This is a genomic window from Agrobacterium sp. 22117 (genome assembly GCF_052045735.1).
Classification (GTDB): Bacteria; Pseudomonadota; Alphaproteobacteria; order Rhizobiales; family Rhizobiaceae; genus Agrobacterium; species Agrobacterium cavarae.
In genome coordinates, this window is the sequence record NZ_JBQEPP010000001.1 from 95,291 (window position 1) to 117,159 (window position 21,869).

At 59.6% G+C, this 21,869-nt stretch carries 21 protein-coding genes and 1 tRNA gene; 7 read left to right on the plus strand and 15 right to left on the minus strand.

The genetic code is table 11. The features are described 5' to 3' along the window. Positions 1–38: 38 nt before the first annotated feature. The gene (locus ACTJKV_RS00465; protein ID WP_274101037.1) at positions 39–908 is read right to left on the minus strand and encodes a carbon-nitrogen hydrolase family protein; all 870 of its coding nucleotides are present in this window, start codon (positions 906–908) and stop codon (positions 39–41) included. Continuing rightward, positions 905–1,501, minus strand: a complete 597-nt coding sequence (locus tag ACTJKV_RS00470; protein ID WP_274101089.1) for a GNAT family N-acetyltransferase — start codon at positions 1,499–1,501, stop codon at positions 905–907. Before ACTJKV_RS00470 ends, ACTJKV_RS00465 begins: the two co-directional genes overlap by 4 nt. Positions 1,502–1,578: 77 nt before the next feature. Between ACTJKV_RS00470 and ACTJKV_RS00475 the strand changes: the two genes are divergently transcribed. Beyond that, positions 1,579–1,980: a nuclear transport factor 2 family protein gene (locus ACTJKV_RS00475; RefSeq protein ID WP_274101036.1), complete on the plus strand. Its 402-nt coding sequence runs from the start codon at positions 1,579–1,581 to the stop codon at positions 1,978–1,980. Positions 1,981–2,071: 91 nt separating this feature from the next. Here the strand turns inward: ACTJKV_RS00475 and ACTJKV_RS00480 are convergent, their stop codons facing one another. Genes ACTJKV_RS00480 through ACTJKV_RS00490 form a run of 3 tightly spaced genes read right to left on the minus strand, consistent with a single transcriptional unit; the run spans position 2,072 to position 5,279 of the window. Beyond that, a complete protein-coding gene (locus ACTJKV_RS00480) occupies positions 2,072–2,434 on the minus strand; it encodes an MmcQ/YjbR family DNA-binding protein (protein ID WP_274101035.1) in 363 nt (120 codons plus the stop codon). Continuing rightward, positions 2,431–3,636, minus strand: a complete 1,206-nt coding sequence (gene coaBC / locus ACTJKV_RS00485; RefSeq protein WP_274101034.1) for a bifunctional phosphopantothenoylcysteine decarboxylase/phosphopantothenate--cysteine ligase CoaBC — start codon at positions 3,634–3,636, stop codon at positions 2,431–2,433. Before coaBC ends, ACTJKV_RS00480 begins: the two co-directional genes overlap by 4 nt. Positions 3,637–3,695: 59 nt before the next feature. Continuing rightward, complete coding sequence (locus ACTJKV_RS00490; RefSeq protein WP_274101033.1) at positions 3,696–5,279, minus strand: peptide chain release factor 3; 1,584 nt, start codon at positions 5,277–5,279, stop codon at positions 3,696–3,698. Positions 5,280–5,369: 90 nt separating this feature from the next. Between ACTJKV_RS00490 and dut the strand changes: the two genes are divergently transcribed. The 3 genes from dut (at position 5,370) to cysK (ending at position 7,639) form a co-directional block, all read left to right on the plus strand. Then, complete coding sequence (gene dut / locus ACTJKV_RS00495; protein ID WP_274101032.1) at positions 5,370–5,840, plus strand: dUTP diphosphatase; 471 nt, start codon at positions 5,370–5,372, stop codon at positions 5,838–5,840. 69 nt (positions 5,841–5,909) lie between these two features. Then, positions 5,910–6,527 (plus strand): LysE family translocator, encoded by a 618-nt coding sequence (locus ACTJKV_RS00500; RefSeq protein ID WP_274101031.1) that lies wholly within the window; start codon positions 5,910–5,912, stop codon positions 6,525–6,527. A gap of 143 nt (positions 6,528–6,670) precedes the next feature. Further along, entirely contained in the window at positions 6,671–7,639 is a 969-nt protein-coding gene (gene cysK, locus ACTJKV_RS00505) for a cysteine synthase A (protein ID WP_062427208.1), read from the plus strand. 40 nt (positions 7,640–7,679) lie between these two features. Here cysK and deoA read toward each other — a convergent pair whose 3' ends face one another. The 10 genes from deoA to ACTJKV_RS00555 all read right to left on the minus strand — a co-directional run bounded on the left by deoA (position 7,680) and on the right by ACTJKV_RS00555 (position 16,898). Then, positions 7,680–8,990 (minus strand): thymidine phosphorylase, encoded by a 1,311-nt coding sequence (gene deoA / locus ACTJKV_RS00510; RefSeq protein ID WP_274101030.1) that lies wholly within the window; start codon positions 8,988–8,990, stop codon positions 7,680–7,682. A gap of 6 nt (positions 8,991–8,996) precedes the next feature. Next, positions 8,997–9,770 carry a deoxyribose-phosphate aldolase gene (gene deoC / locus ACTJKV_RS00515; RefSeq protein WP_274101029.1) on the minus strand — a complete coding sequence of 258 codons (774 nt, stop codon included), beginning with the start codon at positions 9,768–9,770 and terminating at the stop codon, positions 8,997–8,999. Positions 9,771–9,772: 2 nt separating this feature from the next. After that, a complete protein-coding gene (locus ACTJKV_RS00520; protein WP_274101028.1) occupies positions 9,773–10,573 on the minus strand; it encodes a purine-nucleoside phosphorylase in 801 nt (266 codons plus the stop codon). 1 nt (position 10,574) lies between these two features. Next, positions 10,575–10,976 carry a cytidine deaminase gene (locus ACTJKV_RS00525; RefSeq protein WP_112955415.1) on the minus strand — a complete coding sequence of 134 codons (402 nt, stop codon included), beginning with the start codon at positions 10,974–10,976 and terminating at the stop codon, positions 10,575–10,577. Between the two features lie 3 nt (positions 10,977–10,979). Then, positions 10,980–11,951, minus strand: a complete 972-nt coding sequence (locus ACTJKV_RS00530) for an ABC transporter permease (protein ID WP_062427203.1) — start codon at positions 11,949–11,951, stop codon at positions 10,980–10,982. Positions 11,952–11,955: 4 nt separating this feature from the next. Further along, a complete protein-coding gene (locus tag ACTJKV_RS00535) occupies positions 11,956–13,059 on the minus strand; it encodes an ABC transporter permease (RefSeq protein WP_274101027.1) in 1,104 nt (367 codons plus the stop codon). Positions 13,060–13,069: 10 nt separating this feature from the next. Next, positions 13,070–14,575, minus strand: coding sequence for an ABC transporter ATP-binding protein (locus tag ACTJKV_RS00540; RefSeq protein ID WP_113266373.1), 1,506 nt, complete (start codon positions 14,573–14,575; stop codon positions 13,070–13,072). Between the two features lie 82 nt (positions 14,576–14,657). Next, a complete protein-coding gene (locus ACTJKV_RS00545) occupies positions 14,658–15,650 on the minus strand; it encodes a BMP family lipoprotein (RefSeq protein ID WP_062443185.1) in 993 nt (330 codons plus the stop codon). A gap of 215 nt (positions 15,651–15,865) precedes the next feature. Then, positions 15,866–16,516: a peptide-methionine (S)-S-oxide reductase MsrA gene (gene msrA / locus ACTJKV_RS00550; protein ID WP_274101026.1), complete on the minus strand. Its 651-nt coding sequence runs from the start codon at positions 16,514–16,516 to the stop codon at positions 15,866–15,868. 64 nt (positions 16,517–16,580) lie between these two features. Then, positions 16,581–16,898: a hypothetical protein gene (locus ACTJKV_RS00555; protein WP_062427198.1), complete on the minus strand. Its 318-nt coding sequence runs from the start codon at positions 16,896–16,898 to the stop codon at positions 16,581–16,583. 222 nt (positions 16,899–17,120) lie between these two features. Here ACTJKV_RS00555 and ACTJKV_RS00560 point away from each other — a divergent pair. From ACTJKV_RS00560 to ACTJKV_RS00570, 3 genes are all read left to right on the plus strand, one after another. After that, positions 17,121–17,210 (plus strand) — tRNA-Ser (locus tag ACTJKV_RS00560). Between the two features lie 233 nt (positions 17,211–17,443). Continuing rightward, entirely contained in the window at positions 17,444–18,730 is a 1,287-nt protein-coding gene (locus ACTJKV_RS00565) for an efflux RND transporter periplasmic adaptor subunit (protein ID WP_274101025.1), read from the plus strand. Beyond that, entirely contained in the window at positions 18,727–21,858 is a 3,132-nt protein-coding gene (locus tag ACTJKV_RS00570) for an efflux RND transporter permease subunit (protein WP_112358176.1), read from the plus strand. The genes ACTJKV_RS00565 and ACTJKV_RS00570 overlap by 4 nt, the downstream gene beginning before the upstream one ends. Positions 21,859–21,869: the final 11 nt, after the last annotated feature.

Genomic DNA, 21,869 nt, shown 5'->3' on the forward strand with positions numbered 1-21,869 from the left:
GCTGTTCTATGGCGGCAAGCGGCGGCGAAATCGGCTTTTCAGCCGGGGAACTGCTCGCTCCAGTCCCGCCGCGTCGCGACCTGCCCTTGTGTGCGCAAACGCGCCACATCGGCAAGATCGATATCGACGATCAGAAGCGTGCTCTCGCTCACCGCATCGCTGTCGCTCTCCGCCACGATGCCGTTGGCGGGCATGCCATAGTCGGAAGGCACGTAAAGTGCCGCGCGTCCGCGATTTTCATCAACCGCTGGCGACCACGGCGCTTCCCCGGCGGTGGGGGAGGATAAGACCGCAAACTGGTTTTCCAGCGCTCGCGCCTGCGCGCCGATCCTTACACGATAGGAGCCTGCCAGCGTGTCCGTGCAGCTTGGCGCCAGAACCAGCTCCACGCCCATTTCGGCCAGCCTGCGGCCCAGCATTGGGAACTCATTATCGTAGCAGATCAGGATACCGAGCTTGCCGATGCTGGTCTCAAAGGCTTTGAGACCTTCCACGCCTGCATCGATGAACCATTGCTCGCGCTCGAAGCGCGTCATGATTTGCTTGTCCTGATAACCGATCAGTCCGTCAGGCCCGAAAAGCCAGGCGCGGTTGCGGAACTTGCCATCGGCATCCTTCACCGGCGCGCTGCCCGGCTGAAAAAGAACCTGATGCTGCCGCGCCAGCTCTTCGCAGAGTTCCACCCAGGGCGGGATCAGGCTTTGCATCGCCTCGATCGAGCCGTGCAGATCGGAGCGGATATCCGGGGCCAATTGCCCGGTCAGCACCATGGCGGAATATTCCGGCAGCAGAAGGAGTTCCGCGCCCTTTTGCTTGGCCTCCGCAACGATGGAGCTTAGATGCCGGGCATAGTCCTCCCAGGTTTCGATCAGCTCCATGGCGTACTGGCAGGCGGCAAGCCGGGTCATTCAGCGATCCTCTTCGTCCAGAAGGATAGAGGCTTTGCGCTCTGCTCATCTTCATCCAGATCCTGCCATGTGAAACTGGTGCGAAGCTCCGGGTGGTGTGTGTAGCCACGCTTTTCCCAAAAGTCGTTCAGCGGCACGTAGTCGGCGGGACGGCGGGGATGATCGGACGGGCGCTCGACAGCGCAGAAGGTACACCATTCGAAACCGCCAAGGCGCTTCGCATGCGCTTCCCGTTCCTCGAAGAAGCGCACACCCAGGCCATGGCCGCGGTATTCAGGCAAAAGCACGCTCTCGCCGAAATAGAAGATTTGCTCAAGCTCGTACCCGGCGTTGATGAAGGGCGTCTTCACCTCATCCGTTTCCGCCATCATCGGCATGCCCGTCGACATGCCCACGATTTTGTCGCCATCGATCGCGAGCACGAATACGGCACCCTCGGCTTTCGCATAGGTCGAGAGATAGGTGTGCTCATAATCGAACGATCCGTCATACAGGTACGGAAAGGCGCGAAAGACGGTGATACGCAGCAGCGACAGATCGTCGAAGAACGGTGCAGCATCAATGCCGGAAAGGGAACGGATTTCGACGGTCATGGGCATGTTCACATGGATTTTCCTTGGTTATACCGTCAGGGAAAAGCTGTGCAAGCCTTGAACACGGAGATTGGATCATGTCCGCACTCGAAACCATACGCGCCTATTACGATGCCTTCAACCGTCAGGATATGGATGCCTTTCTGGCGCTTCTGACCGACGATGTGGTGCATGACATCAATCAGGGCGAGCGGCAGGTCGGAAAGGACATCTTCGCCAAATTCATGCAGCACATGAACCGCTGCTATAAGGAAAACCTCACCGACATGGTGATCATGGCGAGCGAAGACGGCAAGCGCGCTTCCGCGGAGTTCATCGTCAACGGCGAGTATCTCAAGACCGATGAAGGCTTGCCGGAAGCCAATGGCCAGACCTATGTCCTGCCAGCCGGTGCCTTCTTCGAGTTGAAGGATGGCAAGGTCGCACGGGTGACCAATTACTACAATCTTAATGATTGGATCGCGCAGGTTGGCGGTTAAGAGCTGAGAGCCTCAGTTGTTGCCGTGGATCCTCGCCTCTAGGGCGAGGATAACGTCTGAGAAGGGGCGTGGTCGCGCGCGTCCTTTGCCCTCACGTCTCCAGCACGATGCCAAGTTCTGTGCGCAGCTTCTTCGTCAGCCCCGCCGCCACGAGTTCGTAGGAGCGGCGGACGTAGTGCTCCAACTCTTCGTCTTCCAGCGGAGCATGATCGCTGATCGATACCCATTTGCGCTTGGCGAAATAGGGTGCCTGGGCGATGCCCTCCATCGATGTGAGGATTTCGAAACTCTCTTCCGAGCATTTGACGACAAGCCGCCAGTCATCCCGCTCGCCGAGCACCGCAAACACCTTGTCGCCGACCTTGGCAACATGCGAATCCCATTGATCGACAAAGTTCACGCCCGGCCAGACGCCAAGCATTGCATCGAACGTCTTTCGCTCGAAGAGGCTCATTGTAGCCGTTCCGCGATCAGCGTCGCCAGCCTTTCGGCAACCTCCGCCTTTGAGAGATCGGGCCAGGCATCGACGCCGCTGTCGGAGATGATCTTCACCTGATTGCGCACTCCGCCCATGATGCCGGTTTCAGGCGAAACATCATTGGCAACGATCAAGTCGGCACCTTTTCTCTGAAGCTTGGCGCGGCCATTCTCCTCGACATTCTGCGTTTCCGCCGCAAAGCCGATCACCAGCTTGGGCCGCTTTTCGTGGTGGCCGACGGTTTTCAGAATATCGGGGTTTTCGGTCAGTTGCAGCGCTGGCGGCGCGTCACCCGGCTGCTTCTTGATTTTTTGGTCCGACAAACTCGCCACCCGCCAGTCCGCAACCGCCGCGACAAAAACGGCGATATCCGAGGGCAGCTTGCCAAGCACGGCGTCACGCATCTCCTCGGCGCGTTCCACATGCATGGTGTTCACACCCGCCGGATCGGGGATAGTCACCGGACCGGAGACGAGCGTCACCTCCGCGCCAAGCTTGGCAAGAGCGGAGGCAATGGCGTGGCCCTGCCGGCCGGATGAACGGTTGGCGATATATCGTACGGGATCGATTGGCTCGTGCGTCGGACCGGAGGTGACGATGGCCGTTTTGCCCCTGAGCGGCTTCGGAGCATCGTCCAGCAATCGTTCGACGGCTTCAGTGATCTGCAACGGCTCGGCCATGCGGCCAACACCGGCTTCACCCTTTTCCGCCATCTGGCCCGCCATCGGACCGATAAAAGCAATGCCATCGCCTTTCAGCGTTGCGATGTTCCGCTTGGTGGCCTTGGCCTCCCACATTTTCGGGTTCATTGCAGGCGCCACTAGCATGGGACGATCGGTCGCCAGCAAAACGGTGGACGCCAGATCGTCCGCCAGCCCGTTTGCCATCTTCGCCAGAAGATCGGCAGTCGCGGGTGCCACCACAACGAGGTCGCAGCCGCGCGCCAGCCGAATATGGCCGACATCCTGCTCATCCTGGCGGGAAAAAAGTTCGGTAAACACATGGGTGGCGGACAGCGCCCCGACGGCAAGCGGCGTGACGAATTCCTGCGCGCCCCTTGTCATCACCGGCGTCACCGTCGCGCCGCGCTCTTTCAGGCGGCGGATCAGATCGAGGCTCTTATAGGCGGCAATACCGCCGGAGATGATGAGCAGAATATGCTTGTTCGACAGAGCCATGCGCAAAGACCAGTTTCCCGTTTAATCGGGAAACTAAGCGGTCAGTAGGCAAAGTGCAATCACGCCGCCTTGGCGACGTGATATTCCTTGATGGCGACCATCTTGATCGCCGGGAAACGCTCGGCTTCATATCGCAGCGAAAAGGCATCCTGCGCCAGAAACACCGGATCGCCGTCGAGGTCGCGGGCGATATCGCCGCGCTTGACGTTCAAGAACTTCTCGAACTCGGCGGGCTGATCGGACGAAATCCAGCGGCAGACAGAGAAGCGCGACATCTCGAAGGACACCGGCAGGCCATATTCGCCCATCAGCCGTTCTTTCAACACATCGAGCTGCAGTGCGCCGACGACGCCGACGATGGCCGGAGACCCGTCTTCTGGCGAAAACAGCTGCACGACGCCTTCTTCGGCCATCTGCTGCAGCGCCTCCTTCAGCTTCTTCGCCTTCATCGCATCCTCAAGCCGGACACGGCGCAGGATTTCCGGCGAGAAGTTCGGCACGCCCTGGAAGACGAGGTTTTCGCCTTCCGTCAGCGTGTCACCGATACGAAGCGTGCCGTGGTTGGGAATGCCGACCACATCACCGGCATAGGCCGTGTCCGCCAGCTGGCGCTGCGAGGCGAAGAAGAATTGCGGCGCGGTGAGGCCCATCTGCTTGCCGGTGCGCGCAAGGCGCGCCTTCATGCCGCGCTCCAGCTTGCCGGAACAGATGCGGGCAAAGGCGATGCGGTCGCGGTGGTTGGGGTCCATATTGGCCTGGATCTTGAAGACGAAGGCCGTCATCTTTTCTTCAGCTGCATGGACGAGGCGGGTATCGGCCACCTGATCGCGCGGCGGCGGAGCAAAATCGCCAAGCGCGTTGATCAGATCACGCACACCGAAGTTGCGAAGAGCCGAGCCGAAGAAGACCGGTGTCATGTGGCCTTCGAGAAACGCCTGACGGTCGAAGGGACGGCAGGCTTCCATGGCCAGTTCCGTTTCTTCGATAAAGGCATCCCGCTCGTTTTCAGGCAGCCTGTCGGCAACCGCCTGCGGACCGTTGACCGGCAGACCATCGATTTGCGTGTCGTTGCCGCGGAAGGTGTTTTCGGCGAGATTGTAAGCGCCGCAGAAGGTCTTCGAACGCCCGACCGGCCAGGTGATCGGTGAAGTGTCGAGCGCCAGCTTTTCTTCCACCTCATCGAGAATCTCGAAGGCGTCGCGGCTTTCACGGTCCATCTTGTTGATGAAGGTGATGATCGGAATGTCGCGCATGCGGCAGACTTCGAAAAGCTTCAGCGTGCGCGGCTCGATACCCTTGGCAGCATCGATGACCATGATGGCAGCGTCCACGGCCGTCAGCGTGCGGTAGGTGTCGTCGGCAAAGTCCTCGTGACCGGGCGTATCGAGAATGTTGAAGACGCGGTCGTTATATTCAAAGGTCATGACCGAGGTCACGACGGAGATGCCGCGCTCGCGCTCGATCTTCATCCAGTCCGAACGGGTCTGGATGCGATCCTTCTTGGCCTTCACCTCACCGGCAAGCTGGATCGCTCCGCCGAACAGCAAGAGCTTCTCGGTCAGCGTCGTCTTACCCGCATCCGGGTGCGCGATAATAGCAAAGGTGCGGCGGCGGGAGACCGCCTCGGCAAGTGTTTCGGCCATCTAACAAATCCTGTGGAATTGCGGGCTATCTAGCGTTTCGAGCCCGCTTTTGCAATTGACCTTGACCCCGCGAGCGCAAACTAATGCCGCATGAACACGCAAAACACCCCGTCTCCCGCCCTGAAACTCATCCGTCTTCCCAATGGTGAAGGCATCGAGCTGCCGTCCTACGAGACGACAGGCGCCGCCGGCATGGACCTTCGCGCTGCCGTCGAGGCTGGCGAGACGATGACGCTCCGCCCCGGTGAGCGAGCACTGGTGCCGACCGGTTTCATCTTCGAAGTCCCCTTCGGCTATGAGGCGCAGATCCGGCCGCGCTCCGGCCTTGCCATCAAGAACGGCATCACCTGCCTCAATTCGCCGGGCACCGTGGATAGCGACTATCGCGGCGAGGTGAAGGTCATTCTCGCCAATCTCGGGCAGGCGGATTTCACCATCGAGCGTGGCATGCGCATCGCCCAGATGGTGATTGCGCCGGTAACGCAGGTGACGGTCACTGAGGTCAGCGAGTTCACGGAGACGACGCGCGGTGCCGGCGGCTTCGGCTCGACCGGTGTCTAGTCATCACGACGTTGTGAGGCGGCAAATTCTGGAGTATGTCTCAACGGATTGACGCGAGGGGACATGTCCATGACCATCACCACTATCCTTGCCTACGCCATGGCCCTGTTCATCGCTGCAGCCATTCCAGGCCCAGGAATGACGGCGATCGTCGCGCGCGCTCTGGGCTCGGGTTTCCGCGAAACCTTCTTCATGGGGCTTGGTCTGGTGCTGGGAGATATGGTCTATCTGACGGCGGTCATCCTCGGTCTTGCCTTCGTCGCGCAGACCTTTCAGGAAGCCTTCATGGTGCTGAAATTCGCCGGTGCCGCCTACCTGCTTTACATCGCCTGGAAACTCTGGACCGCCGGGCTTCTGCCGCAGGACTTGCAGGCGAAGAAAAGTACCAGCATCGGCATGTCCTTCCTGTCCGGTCTGTTCATCACGCTCGGCAATCCCAAGACCATGTTGTTCTATGTCGCGCTCGTCCCGACCCTGATCGACATCCGCGGGATCGGCCTTCCCGAATATGCGCTTCTGATCGGCTTGACCTTTACCGTTCTGATGGCGGTATTGCTGCCCTATATCCTGCTGGCTTCCAAAGCCCGCGCATTGCTGAAGCGCCCAAGCGCCTTGACGATCCTCAACCGCATCGCAGCAGGCATCCTGGCGGGAACCGCGGCGATGATTGCGACACGCGCCAGTTGAGAACGGTCTTCTACGTCAGGCCCTGAGATTGGTGATCTATCCCAGGCACCTCGCCCTATAAGCACGTTTGTTCTCTGGCTTCCCTGCCAGTATCGCCCTATCCTGCGCGCGATTGCATGAGGACATAAGGCAGGAGAGCAGGCATGTCGGAAGCGAAGAAACCCGGACGCGGACGCATCTATTCCTCGATCACCGAAACGATCGGCGACACGCCGCTGGTGCGTCTGGACAAGCTGGCGAAGGAAAAGGGTGTGCACGCGACGCTTCTGGCAAAGCTCGAATTCTTCAACCCCATCGCCTCCGTCAAGGATCGCATCGGCGTGGCGATGATCGAGTCGCTGGAAGCGCAAGGAAAGATCGCCCCCGGCAAGACGACGCTTGTCGAACCGACCTCTGGCAATACCGGCATTGCGCTCGCCTTTGCCGCTGCCGCCAAGGGCTACAAGCTGATCCTCACCATGCCGGAGACCATGTCGGTCGAGCGCCGCAAGATGCTGGCGCTGCTCGGTGCCGAGCTGGTTCTAACGGAAGGCCCAAAGGGCATGAAGGGCGCGATTGCCAAGGCGCATGAATTGGCAGAAACGCTGCCCGACGCCATCATCCCCCAGCAGTTCGAAAACCCCGCCAATCCGGAAATTCACCGCAAGACGACGGCAGAGGAGATTTGGAACGACACCAATGGCTCGGTCGATATCTTTGTGTCCGGCATCGGCACGGGTGGGACGATCACGGGCGTCGGTCAGGTGCTGAAGGGCCGCAAGCCAGATATCAAGGTCGTGGCCGTCGAGCCCACAGACAGTCCGGTTCTGTCCGGCGGTACACCCGGCCCGCACAAGATCCAGGGCATCGGTGCAGGCTTTGCGCCGAGCATTCTCGATACCAAGATCTACGACGAGATCGTCACCGTCAGCAATGACGATGCTTTCGAGACCGCACGCCTGGCGGCACGGCTGGAAGGCGTTCCGGTCGGCATTTCCTCAGGCGCGGCGCTTGCCGCTGCCATCAAGGTGGGCGCGCGGGAGGAGAACGCTGGCAAGACCATCGTGGTGATCATTCCGTCCTTCGCGGAACGGTATCTTTCCACCGCGCTGTTCGAAGGACTCGGCCTGTAAGAAACGATAATTGAGCGGCGGCAATGAATGCCGCCCGCTCTCAGGCCAGACGCTTGACGATGACCGGTGCGGACGCAATGGGTGCGTCCGAAATTGCGTAATAGCTCCGCACGGATGCAGCGATATGGTCTGCGTCTTCACGGCTTGCCGCATGCACCATGGCAATCGGCTGGCCTTCCTCCACCTTCGTGCCGAGCGGCAGGATGTCCGACAGACCGACGCGGTGGTCGATCCGGTTGCTGGGGTGACGACGTCCCCCGCCAAGCTCAACGACCGCCATTCCGACATCCCGCGCCCGGCAGGATGCAAGCCATCCACCTGTCTGGGCTTTGACAGATACGACGTGCGGTGCGGCTTTCAGATAATGTTGAGGCCGGTCGATGAAGTCGGCTGGTCCACCGAGTGCGCTGACCATCTGGCCAAAGCGCTCCATGGCGCGACCGGAAGAGAGCGACTCGCGCGCCATTGCCTCGGCATCGGTCAGCGTCGACGCCACGCCGCCCTGCACCAACATCTCTGAGGCAAAAGCAAGCACCAGCATCTCGATGCGCGTGCCGCCTTTTCGACCCTGCAGGAAATCCAGGCAGTGAACGATTTCGAGCGTATTACCAGCTGCATCCGCGAGAGGCTCGTTCATGTCGGTGATCAACGCCGACGTTTTTACGCCCGCACCATTGGCGACCTGCACCAGGGCCGCAGCCAGTAGCTCAGCTTCCTCGGCAGTCAGCATGAAGGCGCCGCTGCCGAATTTGACGTCAAGCACCAGCGTCTCGAGACCCGCTGCGAGCTTCTTCGACAAGATGGAGGCGGTAATCAGCGGTATGGAATCCACCGTCGCCGTCACGTCGCGGATGGCATAAAGCCGCTTGTCCGCAGGTGCGAGATCGCCCGTCTGGCCGATGATGGCGCAGCCGACATCCTTGACGGTGCGCCGGAACAGCGCCTCATTCGGCATCACATCATAACCGGGGATGGCTTCGAGCTTGTCCAGTGTCCCGCCGGTATGGCCAAGACCACGGCCGGATATCATCGGGACCGCCAGCCCACAGGCCGCAACGATCGGTGCAAGCATCAGCGAGACATTGTCGCCGACACCCCCGGTCGAATGCTTGTCGGAGATCGGCTTGCCAATATCGGCCCAGGAGAGCACATCGCCGCTGTCACGCATGGCGAGGGTGAGCGCCACCGTCTCCTCGCGCGTCATGCCGCGAAAGTACACCGCCATGGCGAAAGCCGCCGCCTGACCTTCGGAAATCGAACCGTCGGAGAGTGCAGCGATGAAGGCCGAAATATCGGTTGCGGCAAGCGTCTCGCCATCACGCTTGCGGCGGATGATTTCCTGCGGAAGCATGGGAGATCAATATCCGCTGGCGGCTTTGGCCGGCTCGCCACCCGCCAGAACGGTCAAGACGTCATCCAGCAGGCTGGAGGCTCCGAAGCGGAAGGTGGAGGGCATGGCCCAATTGGGCTGCATGATGGTTTCTGCCAGACGCAGGTAAAGCGTCGCATCGGCAACCGTGCCAATCCCGCCCGCGGGCTTGAAGCCGACCTTCTTCCTGCTGTCGCGGATGGCCTGCAGTATGATGTCGGCCGCTTCCAGCGTCGCATTGACCGCGACCTTGCCGGTGGAGGTCTTGATAAAGTCAGCCCCTTCGGCAATGGCAATTTCGCTGCCACGGCGGATGAGCGTCTTGTCCTTCAACTCGCCCGTTTCGAGGATGACTTTCAGCAGGATCGGTTCTGGGCAGGCCTTGCGAACGGCTGCGACCATCTCGGCGACCGATACTTCATCGCCTGCGATGAATTTACGGTAGGGGATGACGAGATCGATTTCGTCGGCGCCATCGCGGATGGCGTGCTCGGTTTCGCCAACAACGGTCGCGACATCCAGGTCGCCCGATGGAAAATTGACGACGGTGGCAATGCGGATCGAATGATTGTTGCCGAAGGCCGCGCGCGCCTGCGCGACGAAACGCGGCCAGATGCAGATGGCAGCCGTATTGCCGAACTGCGTGTGCGCTCTCTGGCAGAGGCTGACGATTTGCTCGGGCGTGCAATCGTCTTTCAGATTTGTCAGGTCCAGCAAGGACAAAGCGAGGCTGGCTGCTTCGCGCGGGCGCTGAAGTTCCATGCTTAGTTTCCTCCCGAAATCATTTCCGTTAAAACAGCGGCAAGGCGTTTACCGCCGATCGGAGCCATGTCTTTTGTCTCGTCATGGCTCAGTTCAGCACCGGTCATGCCGGCACCGTAATTGGTAATAACGGAAGCTGCGGCAACGCGCATCCCGAAAAAGCGCGCAAGGATCACTTCCGGTACGGTGGACATGCCCACAGCATCGGCACCGAGCGTGCGCGCCATGCGAATTTCCGCCGGCGTTTCAAAGCTTGGTCCGGAAAACCACATATAGACGCCGGAAAACAGCGGCACGGTTGCACGGATGGCCGCATTGCGCATGGCAAGCGTCATATCCGCATCGTAAGCGCTGGTCATGCCGACGAAGCGCTTATCGCTCTCCTCGCCGATCAGCGGGTTCATGCCGGAATAGTTGATGTGGTCGGTAATCTGCATCACCGATCCGGGCGGCATGTCCTGGCGAACCGAGCCTGCGGAATTGGTGAGGATCAGCGACTGTACGCCGATACCCGCCAGCGCCTCGATCGCGGGACGCATGGCCGAGGCATCGCCCCTTTCGTAGTAATGCACACGGCCGGACAGCATGATGACCGGCTGACCGCCCAGATACCCGGCTACCACTTCGCCAGCATGGCCGGAGACGGCGCTTTCCGGAAAGCCCGGAATGTCCGCATAAGGGATGCGGATCGGGTCCACCACCTCATCCACCAGCACGCCGAGGCCGGAGCCGAGCACGATGGCTGTGCGGGGAACAAGCCCATTCAGCCGTTCCACCAAAACGTCGATGATCGCGTGATCCATCTTACAACTCGGTCTTGAAGCTGAAGGGCAAAAGTTCGTCCATGGTCATCACCTTCTGCACGCCGCTCTCGTCACAGAGATAGACCTTGGTCTCGGGCGTGGCGAACTCGGCAATCTTCTGGCGGCAGCCGCCGCAAGGCGGGCAGAGCGCCAGCTTTTCTGCGATGACGGCGATCTCCTTGATCTGCTTGGCGCCGCCCATCACCATGGCGCTGATGGCGGAAGGCTCCGCGCACCAGCCCTGCGGGAAGGACAGGTTTTCGATATTGGCGCCCTTGTAGACTTTGCCGTCTTCGGCACGGATCGCAGCGCCAACAGGGAACTTCGAGTAGGGCGCATGGGCAAAGCCCATGGCCTCACGGGCGGCTTCGAAGAGCGCGTGGGTCGTCGGTTCGTTCAGCATCGATCAACGCTCCTTGGAGTAGGCAACACCACCGGCCTTTGGCGGCTTGGCAACGCCGATGAAACCGGCGAGCAGAATGCAGGTGAGGATATAGGGCAGCGCCTGGAAGATCTGCACCGGCACTTCGCCGATGCCGGGGATCGCCTTGCCCTGCATGAAGTTCGCCATCGCATCGAGGAAGCCGAAGAGAAGGCAGGCAAACATGACCGGGACCGGCTTCCACTTGGCGAAGATCAGAGCGGCAAGTGCAATATAGCCCTTGCCGGCAGACATGTTGGCAATGAAGGCTGCCGACTGCGCAACGGCAAGATAGGTACCGGCAAAGCCGCACAGGAAACCGGCAACGATGACGGCGCGGAAGCGCATCCATGCCACCGAAATGCCAGCCGTATCTACGGCACCTGGGTTCTCACCGACAGCGCGCAGACGAAGGCCAAAGCGCGTGCGGTAAAGCACCCACCAGGAAATCGGCACGGCCAGGAAGGCAAGATACGTCAAGATGTTGTTGCCGGAAATGACATTGGCGTAGAGAGGGCCGATGAAGGGCACCTCACGCATCATGTCTACACCCGGCAGAATGATCGGCGTGAAGCGGCCTTCGCCGGTGATCTGCGGCGTGCGTCCGCCCTGGCCGAACCAGGCTTGACCCAGAACGACGGTGAGGCCAGCGGCGACGAAGTTCAGAGCCACGCCGGAGACGATCTGGTTGCCGCGGTTGGTGATGACGGCGAAGCCATGCACCAGCGAGAAGAAGATCGAGATACCGATGCCGGCGGCAAGGCCAGCCCACGGGTCTTTGGTCAGATAGGCAACGCAGGCGGATGCGAAGGCGGCAGCCAGCATCTTGCCTTCCAGACCGATATCGAACACGCCGGCGCGTTCGGAGAATAACCCCGCAAGGGCGGTAAACAGAAGCGGAATGGTCAGGCGGACGGTCGAACCGAGAATGCTGACCAGCATGTCGAAGCTTTCCATGGCCTTACCTCTTCACGAAATTCTGGTAGATGCGCACAAGCGCGGGGCGATACATAAATTCAAGGGCACCGGCGAACAGGATCACCAGACCCTGGATGACGACGATCATCTCACGGGTGATGTTGGGCATTTCAAACGAAAGATCCGCGCCGCCCTGATAGAGAATGCCGAAGAGCAGCGCCGCAAAGACGATGCCAAGTGGATGGCTTCTGCCCATCAGCGAGACGGCAATCCCGACGAAGCCGGCACCTGCGACGAACTCCACCTGAAGACGGGCTGACGCCCCCATGACCGGGTTCAACGCCATCATGCCGGCAAGACCGCCGGAGATCAGCATGGTGATGATGACCGTGCGTGAGTAGGGCATGCCGGCATAGATAGCCGCTTGCGGGCTGAAACCGAGGGCGCGCATCTCATAGCCAAGCTTGGTACGCCAGATCAGCACCCACACCAGAAACGCCATGACGAGCGCGATGATGAAGGACACATTGAAGGGTGCGGGGCCAAGCTTGAGGCCGAACAATGCCATCAGCCAGTCGAGCTTCGGCAACTGTCCGCCGGGCAGGAATGTGCGGGTTTCCGGCGCCATCTTGCCCGGAACGATCAGCACGTTGACGAGCAGATAGACCATCAATGCCGCGGCAATGAAGTTGAACATGATCGTGGTGATGACGATGTGGCTGCCGCGCTTGGCCTGCAGCCAGCCGGGAATGAACGCCCAGGCAGCGCCGAAGACAGCGGCACCGATGACGGCGAAAGGCATCGTCACATACCAGGGAACGTAACGGTCGAGCGTGAGCGCCACGAGTGCCGCACCCAGACCACCGATATAGGCCTGTCCTTCAGAGCCGATATTGAAAAGCCCGGCATGGAAGGCGACGGCGACGGAAAGCCCGGTGAAGATGAAGCTCGTCGTGTAGAACAGGGTAAAGCCAATGGCGTCGCCACGACCGAGCGCGCCCTCGATCAAGAGCCGAAGGGCTGCGAAGGGATCTTCGCCGATCGACCAGACGACGAGGCCTGAGATGAAGAAGGCCGTCAGGATGTTCAGAAACGGCAGAACGCCGTATGTGATCCAACCGGGCAGGGGAACGGAAGCTGTACTCATGTGTGTGGCCTTATGCGGCAATGCCGGCCATCATCAGGCCCAGCGTCTGTTCTTCGGCTTCCGCCGTCTTTTCTCCAACGACCCGGCCGGCAAACATTACCAGAATGCGGTCCGAGAGCGAGCGGATTTCATCCAGTTCAACGGAGACCAGAAGTATGGCCTTGCCCGCATCGCGCATGTCGATGATGCGGCGGTGAATGAACTCGATCGCACCGATATCGACGCCACGCGTTGGCTGGCCAATGATCAGCATGCTCGGGTCGCGCTCGATTTCGCGCGCAACGACGATCTTCTGCTGGTTGCCCCCGGAAAAATTGGCGGTCTTCAGCCGGGCATTTGGCGGGCGGATATCGTATTTCTCGATCTTTTCGACCGCATCCTTGCGAATGGCTTCGGGATCGAGAAACGGACCTTTTCCATAGCGTTCGTCACGATGATAGCCGAGGATCGAATTCTCATATTCCTCGAACTTCAAGATCAGACCCATATGGTGGCGGTCTTCCGGGATATGGGCCAGACCGAGTTGGCGCAAGATGGCCGGATCGACCTTGTCCACCTGCTTGCCACCGATCAGGATTTCACCCGAATGCGGCTTGCGAATTCCGGCAATGGCTTCCAGGAGTTCGGACTGACCGTTTCCGGCAACGCCCGCAATGCCGACGATTTCGCCAGCGCGCACATCGAAGGAAACATTGTCCACCATGGTCACGCCACGGCTGTCCTTCACCGTCAGATTACGGACCGAAAAAAGAACCTCGCCAGGCTTGGCTTCACCCTTTTCGACGCGCAGCAGAACGCGGCGACCGACCATCAACTCGGCCAGTTCTTCCACCGTCGTCTCCGACGTCTTGCGCGTCGCCACCATCTCGCCGCGGCGCATGACGGAGACCTCGTCGGTAATCGCCATGATTTCGCGCAGCTTGTGGGTGATGAGGATGACCGTCTTGCCCTGGTCGCGCAACACGCTCAGTATCTTGAACAGGTGATCGGCTTCAGCAGGCGTCAAAACGCCGGTCGGCTCGTCGAGGATCAGGATTTCCGCGCCGCGATACATGGCTTTCAAGATTTCCACGCGCTGCTGCAGTCCGACCGGCAGATCCTCGATGATCGCATCCGGATTGACCTCGAGGCCATATTCATTCTCAAGGCGCTTCAGTTCCTTGCGGGTGGCCGCCGTGCCTTTGGACAGAAGAGCGCCGCCCTCCGCACCGAGCATGACATTTTCCAGCACGGAAAAATTTTCGACCAGCATGAAGTGCTGGTGCACCATGCCGATACCGGCGTCGATGGCAGCCTGGCTGTCCTTGATGGTAACGGGGTTGCCGTTGACCCGGATTTCACCGGAATCGGCCTGATAGAAGCCGTAAAGGATCGACATCAGGGTCGACTTGCCGGCACCGTTTTCCCCGATGATGCCGTGGATCGTCCCCTTGGCAACGGTCAGATTGATATTTTTATTGGCGTGAACGGCACCGAACGACTTGTCGATGCCCACGAGCTCGATTGCAGGGTTCATACTCAAACCAAAACCTCTCCGAAGGCTGGATATGAAAAGGGCGCAAGATGAAAAACATCATGCGCCCCTGTCAAATTTCATATCATTTCGGGCAGGAATTGTCCGACATGTAGTCGTGAACCTTGACGGCGCCGGAGATGATGTCTGCTTTCGCCTTGTCGGCAGCTGCCGCCATTTCAGGCGTGATCAGAGCCTTGTTGTTGTCATCGACAGCATAAGCCACGCCATCTTCCTTGACGCCGAGCGCGTTGACGCCAGCGGTGAACTTGTCGTCTTTGACGTCCTTGAACGCGTTGTAGACGGCGAGATCGACGCGCTTGACCATCGATGTCAGAACCGAGCCCGGATGCAGGTGGTTCTGGTTGGAATCGACGCCGATCGAGTACTTCTTGTTGTCGGCTGCAGTCTGGAGAACGCCGAGACCCGTCGCACCGGCTGCCGCGTAGATCACGTCCGCGCCCTGGTCGATCTGGTTCTTGGTCAGTTCACCGCCACGCACCGGGTCGTTCCAGGCTGCACCCGTCGTGCCGGTCATGTTCTGGAAGACTTCGATCTTGTCGTTGGCAGCCTTGGCGCCCTGGGCGTAGCCGCAGGCGAATTTGCGGATCAGCGGAATGTCCATGCCGCCGATGAAGCCGACCTTGCCGGTCTTGGACGCCATGCCGGCGAGCAGACCCACGAGGTAGGAGCCTTCTTCTTCCTTGTAGACGACCGAGCGCACATTCGGCAGGTCGACGACGGAGTCGACGATCACGAACTTGGTGTCGGGAAATTCTTTAGCCACTTTCTCCATGGCGGAGGTCCAGGCAAAGGACACTGCAACCACCGGATTGAAGCCGCGGCTTGCGAAGTTGCGGATCGCCTGTTCACCCTGCGTGTCGCTGGTCGGCTCGAAATCGCGGAACTCGATGCCGGTTTCAGACTTGAACTTCTCAGCGCCCGTTGCAGCAGCTTCGTTGAACGACTTGTCGAACTTGCCGCCCGTTCCGTAGACCAGTGCAGGCTTGATATCCGCGGCCAAGGCGGAAGCCGACATCGCAGCAAGCGCGAAAAGCGTCAGAAGGGATTTTTTCATTTTGCAGCCCTGTTGTTGCAGTTTAATTTTATTAAAAAGGGTCCTCCCGCAAGCCCTTATGCTGGGCATGTTCTGCGGAAAAGCCAGCCTTGTGGGCTGAGCGTGAGGAGCATCCTTGCACGGCTGCGAGAAAAATTCACCCGTTTTTTTTGCCCGGTGGAAAACCTCTTTTCTGGTGGTTTTTTAATCTCTTCCACCGGGCAGTTGCCATACAACTAGGCGATGTTGCAGGTCACGCCGGTTCCCCTCAATCCGCAATAGCCGCCCGGGTTCTTGGCGAGATATTGCTGATGGTAGTCCTCGGCATAATAGAAGATATCGAGCGGCTCGATCTCGGTGGTGATCTTCGGACGATGACCGGCCGTTTCCAGCGCTTGTTGGAAGGAATCGCGGGCGGCCTTGGCTTCGGCGAGTTGCGCATCATTGGTCGTATAGATTACCGAGCGATAGGTCGTGCCGACATCGTTCCCCTGACGCATGCCCTGGGTCGGATCATGTTCTTCAAAGAAGATCTTCAGGAGTTGAGCCAGCGTCACCTGTGACGGGTCATAGACCACCTTGACCACCTCGGCATGGCCGGTCAGCCCTGTCGTGGTTTCCTGGTAGTGCGGGTTACGGGTCATTCCACCGGAGTAGCCCACTGCGGTGACATAGACGCCGGGCGTCTTCCAGAACAGCCGTTCTGCACCCCAGAAGCAGCCCATTCCGAGATAGATCGTTTCAAACCCGTCGGGGTAGGGACCTTTCAGGCTTCTTCCATTGACGAAATGGTGTTCCGGCACGACCACCGCCTCATCCCGGCCGGGGATCGCGGTCTCTGCGGTCGGCATCACTGTCTTTTTTGAAAGGGTATCGAATCCAAACATTGCAGTCTCCCTGCGGCGATCGGCGCCGCGTTCCGCTCTCATGCAGTGTGGGATGCTGGTATCGTCAGGCCGCAAAACGACCGAGCGGTCTTGGCTTTCGGTAGCCTGCCATCCAGAAAAGCAGCGAAAGACCAAGAAGAACCGCGAAGGCAGGAACGGCATTCAGGCCGTTTTCGATCCAGCGCCACGCTTCCGGGTGAATATAGTGTGCCGTCACGCTTTCTGCCATGGCAAGCGAGGAAGGAAAAACTTCCGCCCAGCCTTCGCGAAAGCTCAAGAGATCGACGGAGGATGTGGAAACCGAGCGGATGGAATCGAAGACGCCAACGCCAATTGCGCACAGAAGAAGCAGAAAGCTAAGAAACCGGAACAAGGCTTTCATGGCAGGACTCCCCGGCGGCTTACTTAACAGGACAGTCGCCCAAGGCGACCTTCTCCTGGTTCTGGATAAAGTCCGAAGCAGCGCTTTGCAATCTCCTCATGAACAGCCTTTTCACAGACATTTAAAAAAACTGTCAGAATCGGGTTGATCGCCGCGAATTCATCGGTATATATCGCGCCGTTCCAGTGATTTGCATTTCCCAAACATGCAGATTGTAAAGAAGGACAGGTGGCCGAGTGGTTTAAGGCGCACGCCTGGAACGCGTGTGTGCGTGAAAGCGTACCGTGGGTTCGAATCCCACCCTGTCCGCCATTTTGCGCTTACAAATTCTCACGATATTTTTGAATTCACAAAGATCGAGCGCATTGCAAGTGACTCTTCTTGTAATTGCTTTGCGCACTCTTAATCCCTCCCAAAATTGAAACTTGTCCATGTTACCAAAACTTAAGGTGATTTTGGCGTGATAAGGATGTTTCCTGAGACTGGAAGGTCTCAACGATACGGTGGGCGTATCGCGGCTTTCTCCATCAAGTCGGACCCCCCGCATGAAAAAAATCTGGATACTCTTCAGCATACTGGTTGTCGTCGCTGTTGCGGCTTGGCCGTTTCGTGACGAGATCCCCTATATCAAATCGTTGCCTTTCGTCGCTTCGCAAGGGGCCGTGACGCACACGGCTTCTGCTGATGGAAAGGCCGGGGGAGATAAGGCCGCCGCCCAGGATGGCGGCGGTCACGACCGGGCGAAGGGCCAGGGCGGCGGGCGGCGCAATGGCGGTCCGCCTGCGGTTTCCACAGTCACGGTCGAAGAAGCGGCCTTGCCGATGGATGTGGAAGCGACCGGGTGGGCTGTTGCTGCGGATTCCACCAACATCGCCCCGCGTGAAGCGGGTACGGTCGCGTCTGTGGCCGCCACGAGTGGCCAGGAGGTCAAGGCGGGCGATCTCATCATCAAGATGGATGATCGCTTTGCGAGCGCTGCCGTTGCCAAGGACAAGGCCAACATCGCGTCCGATCAGGCCAGTCTGGCGCAGGCGCAGGCGGCATTCGATCGCGCGACCGCGCTTGCCAAACAGAGTGCTGAGTCCCAACAGGTGCTGGATCAGGCCCGCGCAGCCCGCGACATGGCCGCTGCCAAGATCGATGCCGACAAGGCAACATTGCAGTCCGACGAGGCAACCCTTCAGGACACCGAAATCCGCGCGCCCTATAATGGTCGCCTCGGCATCATCACCATTAGCCCTGGCGCCTATCTCAGCGCCGGTGTGACGATTGTCAGCATCACCCGTTACGATCCGATTTACATGCAGTTCAGGCTGCCCCAGCGCTATCTGGAGCAACTGCGTGAAGGGATGAAAAACGGCGCGACGGTCGATATCGACCCGGTGGCAACCGGCGGAACGGCGATCCAGGGAAAGCTTGCCTATTTCGACAACACCGTCGATCAGGCATCGGGTACGGTGCTGGTCAAGGCCGCGTTCAAGAACGACAAGGGCCTCGTCTGGCCCGGTCAGTCCGCCGATGTCGTCGTTCACTTCCAGTCGGATCAGAAGCAGATCGTTGTGCCGACAGTGGCGCTGAGGGCAGGACCGAACGGGCAATTCGTCTATACCGTGGATGACAGCCACCATGTTCACATGACGCCTGTCGATGTCATCCGCTCGAACGGCAATATGACGGCGATCGCCAGCGGCCTCTCTGCCGGACAACGCATCATCGTCGAAGGGCAGTCTGAACTGACGGATGGTCAGACGGTCGTCGATACGCCGGAAGCTGCGGCCGGTCAGCCAAACAAAGTTGCACAGAACGCGCCCGCCACGGAGATTGCCCAGTGATCGCACGTTTTTGCATCAATCGCCCCGTCGCGACAATCCTTCTTGCGATCGGGCTGACGCTCGCTGGCTTCGCCGGCTACAGGCTGCTGCCTGTGGCGGCGTTGCCAAAAGTGGACTTTCCCACCATCAACGTCTCTGCGTCACTCTCCGGTGCCTCGCCGGAGACCATGGCGACCTCGGTCACGACACCGCTCGTCAAGCAGTTCGAGACCATTCCCGGCATCAGTGAAATCAGCGCCACCAACACGCTCGGCAACACCTCCATCGTCATCCAGTTCGACCTGAACCGCGATATCGACGCAGCTGCAGCGGATGTGCAGGCGGCCATTTCGCGCGCGCAGCGACAGTTGCCGAGCAACATGACCACCGCGCCGAGCTACCGCAAAACCAACCCGGCGGACGCGCCGGTCCTGTTGCTGGCCGTCAACAGCAAGGAAATGCCGGCAAGCAAGGTGGACGATATTGCGGAGAACATCATCTCGCCGCTGCTTTCGACAATTTCAGGCGTGGCGCAGGTGAGTGTTTACGGCGCAAAAACCTATGCTGTCCGCGTGGGTCTCGAACCCTCCAAACTTCAGGCCCGCAATCTTGGCGTCGATACGGTCACGACAGCCATTGCACAGGCGAACAATCAGGTCCCGGTCGGCGCGCTGGAAAACAAGAGCCAGCGCCTGACGATCGATGCCGATACGCAAAGAACCAATGCAGAGGAGTTCAAGTCGCTGGTCGTCGCCACCGCAAACGGTGCGCCGATCCATCTGGGCGATGTCGCCAATGTCCAGGATGGCGTGGACAATCCGGATGCCGGCAGCTGGTTCGACGGCGAACCCGCCATCATTCTCGCCGTCCAGCGCCAGTCGGATGCCAATACGGTCGATGTGGTGAAAGCCATCCAGGACAAGTTGCCGGCGCTTCGCGAACAATTGCCGCCCTCGATCAACATCCATGTCATGAACGACACGTCCGTTGCCATCAAGGACGCCGTTTCGGATGTTCAGTTCACACTGTTCCTGACAATCGCGCTCGTTGTTCTGGTCATCTATCTGTTCACCGGACACCTGACCGCGACCATCATTCCGGGCCTTGCCGTTCCCCTGTCGCTGATTGCGGCCTTCGGCGCCATGTATGTCCTGGGATACAGCATCGACAACATCTCGCTTTTGGGGCTGACGCTCTCGGTCGGTCTCGTCGTGGATGATGCCATCGTCATGCTGGAGAATATTCTGCGCCTGCATGAAGAGGGGCTGCCCATGCGTGAGGCCGCACTCAAAGGTGCAGCGGAAGTCAGTTCCACCATTCTGTCCATGTCGATATCGCTCGTTGCCGTGTTCATCCCTATTCTTCTGATGGGTGGCGTGGTTGGCCGTCTGTTCAACGAATTCGGCATGGTGGTGACGCTCGCCATCCTGGCATCGGCGCTCGTGTCCCTGACGGTGACGCCGATGCTCGCTTCGCGCCTGTCGTCTCATTCCTCCAGACCGCCGGCGATCATTCGCTGGTTCGATGCCGGTTTCGACCGCACCCTTGGCGTTTACGACCGCGCCGTCGGATGGTGCCTGCGCCATCGCGGCTTTGTTCTTTTGTGCTTCCTGGGCTCGGTCGCAGCATCCGGCCTGTTGTTCTGGACCCTGCCATCCAGCTTCTTTCCGCAGGAAGACATTGGCCAGCTGTCGGTCTCGACCCGTGCGCGTGAGGACATTTCCTATACCGACATGAGTGACCTGCAGAACCAGGTGGCGGCAGCGATCCGCACCAATCCCGCCGTCCTGCATGTCACCTCCATCGTTGGCGGCGGTTCGCGCAGCCCGCTGAACAACGGCTCCATGTTCGTGCAGTTAAAGCCGAAAGCGGATCGAGAACCGCTCCAGCAGACACTGGCTGAGTTGACCAAGGCAACCGCGAAGATTCCCGGTATCAGAACCTACATCACGCCGCAGCAGAGCCTCCGCTTTGGCGGCCGCAGTTCGGCCTCGCAATATCAGCTCGTCGTACAGGGCCTGAGCGCCGATGCCACAAGCCTTTGGTCGGGCAAGCTGATGGACGAGATGCGCAAGGACCCGACATTCACGTCCGTCACATCTGACGCGCAGAATGGCGCAATTGCCGCAACCATCGTGATTAATTCCGAGAAGGCGGCAGCCTACGGCATTACCAACGATCAGCTGCGCAAGACGTTGGAAATGTCTTTTGGTGGCTATGACGCCGCCCAGATCCAATCGACGGGCAACAGCTATAATGTGATCGTCGAGTTCGATCGCTCCAAGCCCTGGACCGCAGACTCCCTGCGCGACATCAATATTCTTTCCACCAAGACCAACACGCTGGTACCGCTGTCCAACTTTGCCACGGTGGAGAGCAAGCCGGCGCCGGTCGCCATCAACCAGACGGGACAGCTGGTCTCGACCACCATCTCCTTCAATCTGCCGGATGGTGTCTCGCTGAGCCAGGCCATGCAGCGCATCGACCAGGTCAAGGCGCAGATCGGCCTTCCTAACGACGTCTTCACCACCTATGGCGGCACGGCAGCGATCTTCCAGCAGTCACAGGGCAATACCGGTCTGCTGATATTGGCCGCGGTGCTGACCATCTACGTGGTGCTGGGCGTTCTCTATGAAAGCTTCATCCATCCGCTCACCATTCTGTCGGGCCTGCCGGCGGCCGCCTTCGGCGCACTTCTGGCGCTTAAAATCATGGGTATGGACTTTTCCATCATCGCCCTGATCGGCCTTCTGATGCTGATCGGCATCGTCAAGAAGAATGCGATCATGATGATCGACGTGGCGGTGGACAATATGCGCAGCAAGGGAGAGGCGGCGGCGGTCGCCATCCACGAGGCCTGCGTCCGCCGTTTCCGCCCGATCATGATGACGACCTTCTGCGCGCTTCTTGGTGCATTGCCGATCGCGCTTGGCTCCGGTGCCAGTTCCGAACTTCGCCAGCCCTTGGGTGTCGCGGTGGTCGGCGGCCTGCTGGTGTCACAGGTCCTTACTCTCTTCATCACGCCGGTGATTTTCGTCGAGATGGAGCGTGCGGGCCAAGCTCTTGGCAGGCTGTTCTCCCGCCGTCACACGGTGGAACATGAGGCCAATAGCGAGACGGCCAGCAAGCCCAACAAGGCGGCCGCATGATTGCGCCGCTC